The organism is Mycobacterium sp. GA-1841, assembly GCF_001954135.1.
Taxonomy (GTDB): domain Bacteria; phylum Actinomycetota; class Actinomycetes; order Mycobacteriales; family Mycobacteriaceae; genus Mycobacterium.
The window spans coordinates 49580-56756 of sequence record NZ_MBEQ01000063.1 but is presented as its reverse complement, the minus strand read 5'-3'; the positions used below and the strand labels follow the sequence as shown (position 1 = coordinate 56756).

7 protein-coding genes are annotated in these 7177 nt (G+C 66.6%); 4 read left to right on the top strand and 3 right to left on the bottom strand.

Going from position 1 to position 7177, the window contains the following annotated elements; genetic code table 11:
* Positions 1–121: 121 nt before the first annotated feature.
* Entirely contained in the window at positions 122–913 is a 792-nt protein-coding gene (locus A5740_RS14750; RefSeq protein WP_076195183.1) for a FadR/GntR family transcriptional regulator, read from the bottom strand.
* A 194-nt stretch (positions 914–1107) separates the two neighbouring features.
* Here A5740_RS14750 and A5740_RS14745 point away from each other — a divergent pair, with 194 nt between their 5' ends.
* The 3 genes from A5740_RS14745 to A5740_RS14735 are packed head-to-tail and all read left to right on the top strand — an operon-like array spanning position 1108 to position 4202.
* The gene (locus A5740_RS14745; RefSeq protein WP_076195199.1) at positions 1108–2256 is read left to right on the top strand and encodes a thiolase family protein; all 1149 of its coding nucleotides are present in this window, start codon (positions 1108–1110) and stop codon (positions 2254–2256) included.
* Positions 2253–3053: a crotonase/enoyl-CoA hydratase family protein gene (locus A5740_RS14740; protein ID WP_076195181.1), complete on the top strand. Its 801-nt coding sequence runs from the start codon at positions 2253–2255 to the stop codon at positions 3051–3053. The genes A5740_RS14745 and A5740_RS14740 overlap by 4 nt, the downstream gene beginning before the upstream one ends.
* 6 nt (positions 3054–3059) lie before the next feature.
* Complete coding sequence (locus A5740_RS14735; RefSeq protein ID WP_076195179.1) at positions 3060–4202, top strand: acyl-CoA dehydrogenase family protein; 1143 nt, start codon at positions 3060–3062, stop codon at positions 4200–4202.
* A gap of 81 nt (positions 4203–4283) precedes the next feature.
* Here A5740_RS14735 and A5740_RS14730 read toward each other — a convergent pair whose 3' ends face one another.
* Complete coding sequence (locus A5740_RS14730) at positions 4284–5000, bottom strand: fasciclin domain-containing protein (protein WP_076195177.1); 717 nt, start codon at positions 4998–5000, stop codon at positions 4284–4286.
* Between the two features lie 312 nt (positions 5001–5312).
* Here A5740_RS14730 and A5740_RS14725 point away from each other — a divergent pair, with 312 nt between their 5' ends.
* Positions 5313–5831: a gamma carbonic anhydrase family protein gene (locus A5740_RS14725; protein ID WP_076195198.1), complete on the top strand. Its 519-nt coding sequence runs from the start codon at positions 5313–5315 to the stop codon at positions 5829–5831.
* A gap of 7 nt (positions 5832–5838) precedes the next feature.
* On the opposite strand, the gene tet(V) is transcribed toward A5740_RS14725, so the two are convergent.
* A complete protein-coding gene (gene tet(V), locus A5740_RS14720) occupies positions 5839–7107 on the bottom strand; it encodes a tetracycline efflux MFS transporter Tet(V) (protein WP_175616260.1) in 1269 nt (422 codons plus the stop codon).
* Between the last annotated feature and the right edge of the window lie 70 nt (positions 7108–7177).

Below are 7177 nucleotides of genomic sequence, written 5' to 3'. Positions count from 1 at the left end.
ACTGCCATGCTTGCGAAACCCCATCTGCAACACCCCTCAACGAATCAGGTATCGCAGCGACCACTTGAGTCTGAGGGCTGATTTTGCGATCTGATCGCACGCTCGGCGGATCCCGGCATCGTCAGCGCATGACGTCGCGGACCTTGACGCTCTCGATGTCCTGCAGCATCAGGAGCCGTGCGGTGTCCAGGTGTTTGCGCCAGTGTGCCTCGGCGGCGTCGCCGTCACCGGAGCGGATGAGCTGAATCAGCTTGCGGTAGGACCGCATCAACTTGTCGTAATCGGTCTTGGACACCGGCCGGCGTTCCTTGAACAGGAAGGCGTGGTGGCGCACGGTGATCTCGTGCAGCATGCCGGCGATGATGCCGAGGGTGGCGTTGCCCGACAGCTCGACCACCCGGCGGTGAAAGTCACCGGTGGTCTCGGCCAACCGATCCGACTGGTGGTCGGTGGGGATGTGCTCGTCGAGCATGCGTTCCAGTTCGGCGAACGCCGCCTCGTCGCCCTTCTCGGCCAGCAACCGGGCGGCCATCGGCTCGATCGCCGCGCGGCCCACCAACAGGTCGGCGATGTCGGCGCCTGACAGCTCGAGCAGCAGGCCCGCCGGGCGGGCGACGATCTCGGGACCGGGGACCCGCACCCGGGCACCGGTGCGCGAGCCGCGCCGCACCTCGACCAGACGCTCGGATTCCAGCACCCGAACCGCCTCGCGCAGGGTCGGCCTGCTGACCCCGAAGTGCTCCATGAGCTCGGCTTCGTTGGGCAGGAAGTCGCCTTCTTTGAGCTGGCCGTCGACGACCATCCGCCGCAGGGTGCCCGCGACGAGCTCGGCCGTCTTCGGGGAACGGACCGGCGCTTGCGGTGCGATCGCGTCGGGGCCGATCATCGGCGCCAGTGGTGTGGTTCGAGCCACCAGACACTCCCAGGTAGACAAAGGTCGATACGGGCCGGGCGGCCCAGCTGTACAACTCAGTAAACCATCTGCGTCCTAAAGGAACGGCACATCAGGCTCTACCAACCAGTAGGTTGACCTAGTAAACCTACTGGTCTATTTTCACCTCGAGCGCCCTCATGGGCAGCACCAACCCACTCTTCAAAGGAGAAGCCATGGCTGAAGCCGTCATCGTCGAGGCTGTCCGGTCACCTATCGGCAAGCGCAACGGCGCCCTGTCGGGCGTGCACCCGGCGGATCTGTCGGCCCAGGTGCTCAACGGTCTGGTGCAGCGCGCCAGCATCGATCCCGCACTCGTCGACGACGTCATCTGGGGCTGCGTCATGCAGGCCGGTGAGCAGGCCCTCGACATCGCGCGCACCGCGGTGCTGACCGCCGGCTGGCCCGAAACCGTGCCCGGCGTGACCGTCGACCGTCAGTGCGGCTCCAGCCAGCAGTCGCTGCACTTCGCCGTGGCCGGCGTGGTGGCCGGTCACTACGACGTCGTCGTCGCCGGCGGTGTCGAGTCGATGTCGCGCACTCCGATGGGCTCCTCGCTGGCCAACGGCGGGCACCCGTACCCGGAGGCCTTCCGGGAGCGCTACAACGGGCAGAACCCCAACCAGGGTGTCGGTGCCGAGATGATCGCCGAGCAGTGGGGCCTCTCGCGTACCCAGCTCGACGAGTTCTCCCTGCGCTCGCATGAGAAGGCCGCCGCCGCACAGGATTCCGGTGCGTTCAAGGACCAGATCGTGGGGATCAAGGACCAAGATGGCAATGTCGTGCTGGAGGACGGCGGCATCCGCCGCGGCGGCACCGTCGAATCCATGGCCGCCATCAAGCCCGCCTTCAAGGAGGACGGCGTGATCCACGCCGGTAACTCCAGCCAGATCTCCGACGGGTCGGCCGCGCTGCTGATCATGTCGGCCGAGAAGGCAAAAGACTTGGGGCTCAAGCCCCTTGCCAAGGTGCACACCGCAGTGCTGGCCGGCGCCGACCCGGTCATCATGCTGACCGCACCGATCCCGGCCACCCAGAAGGCGCTGGCCAAGTCCGGCCTGAACATCGACCAGATCGGCGCATTCGAGGTCAACGAGGCGTTCGCCCCGGTCCCGATGGCCTGGCTCAAGGACATCGGCGCCGACGAGAGCCGCGTCAACCCCAACGGCGGCGCCATCGCCCTGGGCCACCCGCTCGGCGGCTCCGGCGCCCGCATCCTGACCACCCTGCTGTACCACATGCGCGACAACAACATTCAGTACGGCCTGCAGACCATGTGCGAGGGTGGCGGCCAGGCCAACGCGACCATCCTGGAGCTCCTGTGACCGACGCCGACGCCCAGCCCGGTGCGCTCGTAGAGAAGCGCGGCAACGTACTGCTCATCACCATCAACCGGCCCGAGGCGCGCAACGCGATCAACGCCTCGGTCAGCATCGCCGTCGGTGATGCGTTGGAGCAGGCGCAGAACGATCCGGAGATCCGGGCCGTGGTGATCACGGGTGCGGGTGACAAGTCGTTCTGCGCCGGGGCCGATCTCAAGGCCATCTCGCGGGGCGAGAACCTCTTCCACCCCGAGCATCCCGAATACGGATTCGCCGGCTACGTCAGCCATTTCATCGACAAGCCGACCATCGCCGCGGTCAACGGCACCGCCCTGGGCGGCGGCACCGAGTTGGCTCTGGCCAGCGATCTGATCGTGGCGGAGGAGAACGCGAAATTCGGCCTGCCCGAGGTGAAGCGGGGCCTGATCGCCGGTGCCGGCGGCGTGTTTCGCATCGCCGAGCAGTTGCCGCGCAAGGTGGCCAACGAGCTGCTGTTCACCGGTGAGCCGATGACCTCGGCCGACGCGCTGCGCTGGGGTCTGATCAACCAGGTGGTGCCCGACGGGACCGTTGTGGACGCGGCACTCAAACTGGCCGAGCGGATCACCGGCAATGCCCCGTTGGCCGTGCAGGCCAGCAAGCGGGTGGCCTACGGCGTCGACGAGGGCGTCGTCGTCGGCGACAAGGACGGCTGGAAGCGCACCAACCGCGAGTTCTCCACCCTGCTGCAGACCGAAGATGCCAAAGAAGGACCGTTGGCGTTCGCGCAGAAGCGTCAACCAGTATGGAAGGCCAAGTAGCCCAACATGAAGCGAACGATCTACACCGCAGAACACGAAGCGTTCCGCGAGACCGTCAAGGAGTACATCGAGCGTGAGCTCGTGCCGCACTCCGAGAAATGGGAGGCCGAGCGGATTGTCGACCGGTCGGCGTACACCGCCGCCGGCAAGTACGGCGTCATCGGTTTCAACATGCCCGAGGAGTTCGGCGGCGGCGGCTCGGACGACTTCCGGTTCAACGCGATCATCGACGAGGAGATCGCCAAGGCCGGTGTGCATGGCCCCGCACTGAGCCTGCACAACGACGTCGTCGGCCCCTACTTCAAGGACCTGACCAACGACGAGCAGAAACAGCGCTGGCTGCCCGGCATCGCCAGCGGCGAGACGATCATCGCCGTCGCGATGACCGAACCGGGCGCGGGCAGCGACCTGGCCGGCATCCGCACCTCAGCTGTGCGTGACGGCGACGACTGGATCATCAACGGCTCCAAGACCTTCATCTCGTCGGGCATCAACTGCGACCTGTGCGTCGTGGTGGCGCGCACCGATCCCGAAGCCGGCCACAAGGGCTTCACACTGTTCGTCGTGGAGCGGGGCATGGAGGGCTTCACCCGCGGCCGCAAGCTCGACAAGATGGGCCTGCACTCACAGGACACCTCCGAGCTCAACTTCGAGAACGTGCGCGTGCCCAACGCCAACCTGCTGGGCAAAGAGGGGCGCGGGTTCTACCACCTGATGACCAACCTGCCGTCGGAGCGGCTCTCGATCGCCATCTCGGCCATCTACGGGGCGCGTGCGGTCTTCCAGGAGACGTTGCAGTACGCCAAGGATCGCAAGGCGTTCGGCCAACCGATCGGCAGCTTCCAGCACAACCGGTTTCTGCTCGCCGAGATGGAGACCGAGCTCGACGTCACCGAGACCTACATCGACCGCTGCCTGCAGGGCGTCGTCGACGGTGAGCTGACCGCAGTGGAAGCCGCCAAGGGCAAGTGGTGGGCGACCGAGGTGGCCAAGAAGGTCATCGACAACTGCGTGCAGCTGCACGGCGGCTACGGCTACATGATGGAATACCGCGTCGCACGGGCCTACGTGGACGGCCGGATTCAGACGATCTTCGGTGGCACCACCGAGATCATGAAAGAGATCATCGGCCGCGACTTGGGCGTCTAGTTCTTTCGGCGAACAGACGCAAAACTGCCCATTTCCACGCGGAAATGGGCAGTTTTATGTCTGCTCGCGCAGGTAAAAGGATCAGCCGATCGGCGCGTCGGCGGCCGGGGTCTCCGGCTCTGAAGCCTGCGTGGTGGTGGTCGGCGTGGTGCTGGTGCCCGAGATGGTCGGCACCAGGGCCTCCGGCGGCGAGTTGGGATCGAGCACGGTGTCGATCAGGTAGATGCGGGCGTTCTGGGACTGGATCGGGCCGCAGACCAACTTGGCGGTGTCGTTGACCTTGATGTCGCCACCCTTGCCGGTCACCTTGACCTCGGCGCCCTGCTGGGTGGGTCGCTGGCCCTTCACGTCATCCGGGCCGAGCAGGCCGAGGAATGCGTGGTAGTAGTCGAAGCTGGTGAGCGCAGCCGGGTCGGCCTTGAGGGCGTCGAGCTGTCCGGGCGCCATGGCGTCGAAGGCCGCGTTGGTCGGCGCGAAGATCACGTATGGGCCATTGTCGAGCACCGGCACGATGTTCACATCCGGGTTCAGGCCGCCGGACAGTGCGGCGTTGAACGTGCTGATGTCCGGGATGCTGGCCAAAACCTTGCCCGTCGGCACGTCGGCGAAGCTCTTCCAGTTCGGCATGGCCTTCTTGAAGTTGTCGCAGCCCGAGCCCTGTGGGTCGGGGATCTCCACCACCGGGGCCGCGGTGGTCGTGGGCGCCGGATCGGCGTAGGCGGTGACCGCCAACGGCAGCGACGTCGTGATCGCGGCGACTGCCGCGGCGAAGCCCAGTGTCTTGGTGCGCGTCTTCATCGGTGGGTTTTCCTCCCGCTCGTGCCTAGCCTGTATTCGTCGGCTGCCGGTGACGCGTTACGCGGGTCTCCGCGACTGCGGCGACCGGCTGGCGAGCGAACACGACAACCTCAGCGTTCCCCGCGGCGCCGCATCGGATGGTAAGGGTAACGAAGCGGTTACGGCAAAGCCGACGTATCTACTTGGGCCGTTTCGGGACTCGTGACCAGGGCTTTTTGATCGTAGTGCACGACGCTGCCGCACCGGCACGCAGGTTTGACGCGACGCCGCCCGCCTGGGCCGAGGTTCGGCCCGGCTTCTACGATGACCGACATGCCTGAGCCGCTGATCGTTTCCGTCGCTGGTCATACTCCGCAGATCGACGCCGACGCCTGGGTCGCGCCCAACGCCAGTGTGATCGGCCAGGTTTCGCTGGCCGCCGGAGCCAGCGTCTGGTACGGCGCCACGCTGCGCGCCGAGGTCGAGCCCATCGAGGTCGGTGCGAACAGCAACATCCAGGACGGGGTCACCGTTCACGTCGACCCCGGTTTTCCGTGCCGGATCGCCGCCGGGGTGACCGTCGGCCACAACGTGGTGCTGCACGGCTGCACCGTCGAGCAGGACAGCCTGGTCGGGATGGGTGCGGTGGTGCTCAACGGTGCGGTGATCGGCGCCGGCTCGCTGGTGGCCGCAGGCGCCGTGGTGCCGCAGGGCATGGTGGTGCCGCCGCGCTCGCTGGTGGCGGGTGTGCCGGCCAAGGTGCGTCGCGAGCTCAGCGACGACGAGGTCGGCCACAACCAGCTCAACGCCGCGGCCTACACCCACCTGACCGGCCTGCACCGCGAGGCCTGAACCGACGTCAGTGCAGGGGATGGGCCAGCTCGTCGCGCGGCATCCGGGCCGCGGTGACGGCCACCGCGGCCAGTACGGCGGGGACCAGACCGGCCACCAGGAAGATCGACTCCATCGAGACCACTTTGGACAGCGGCCCGACGATCGCGAACGACACCGGCATGAACGCCAGTGACACGAAGAAGTCCAGGCTCGACACCCGGCCCAGCATCTGTGTGGGCACCCGGCGTTGCAGCAGCGTTCCCCAGATCACCATTCCGGCGCCGTCGGTGACGCCGATGCAGAAGGTGGCCAGAGCCATCAAGGGGAACGACGTGGTGACGCCGACGATCACCAGCGGTACCGAACCCAGGCCCCACATCAGCATCATCGTGGTCAGATAGCGCCGCGGCATCCGACGCGACGACACGGTCAACGCGCCCAGCGCACTCCCGAATCCGAAGAACGCCAGGATGAATCCGTAGGACCGGGCACCATCGTCGAACCGGTCGGCAGCGATGAACGGCAACAGCACCTCGATCGGCCCGAGTACGACCAGCACGAACAGACTGGCGAACAGCAGCGTCCACAGCAGCCATGGGGTACGCACCATGAACGCGAAACCGTCCCGCAGGTCCCGCAATACGTGCGGACGCTCGGTGACATCGTGTGGCGCAGCGGAATTCGACGCCGGGCGGGTGGCGATCAGCAGCACGAGACCCACGCCGAACAACACCGCCACCACCACCGCGCCCAGGGCGGGAAACGTCGCGGCGATCACCACGCCCGCCACGGCCGGCCCGACCGAGCGTTGGAACACCGGCCGTACCACTCCCTCGACTCCGTTGGCCGCCAACAGTTGTTCGGCCGGCAGGATGCGCGGCAGGATCGCGCTGTAGGCCGGGAAGAAGAACGCCGCGGCGATACCGAGAATGCCTGCGGCCACGGCCATGTGCCAGACCTTCAGCGCGTCGAGCAGACCCAGCACGGCCACCGTGGAGACCGTGGCCAAATTGACCGTCTCCACCACGATGATGATGGTGCGCTGGTTGATCCGGTCCGCGGTGATGCCGCCGATGAGGACGAACGCCACCAACCCGACGCCCATGCAGGTGGCCACGAGCGACAGCGACGTCGGATCGTTGTCGAGTGCGATGACTTGAAGCGCCATCACCACCGACCACATGCCTTCGGCGAAGATCGACAGGGTCACGGCCGCGATCAGCAGCCGGTATTCCCGGATGCGGAACGGGGCGAGCACACGCCAGCCGCCGGCCGTCTGGGCCGGTACCTCGATGTGGTGCTGAGTGCTCACCGTTCGATGGTGCCTACCCGGCGTGGTTCGCGTCCAACGATTTTCCTCGCCG

Coding starts and splice junctions, on each gene's coding strand:
- A5740_RS14745 (WP_076195199.1), top strand. CDS start 1,108: ATGGCTGAAGCCGTCATCGTCGAGGCTGTCCGGTCACCTATCGGCAAG.
- A5740_RS14735 (WP_076195179.1), top strand. CDS start 3,060: ATGAAGCGAACGATCTACACCGCAGAACACGAAGCGTTCCGCGAGACC.
- A5740_RS14730 (WP_076195177.1), bottom strand. CDS start 5,000: ATGAAGACGCGCACCAAGACACTGGGCTTCGCCGCGGCAGTCGCCGCG.
- A5740_RS14725 (WP_076195198.1), top strand. CDS start 5,313: ATGCCTGAGCCGCTGATCGTTTCCGTCGCTGGTCATACTCCGCAGATC.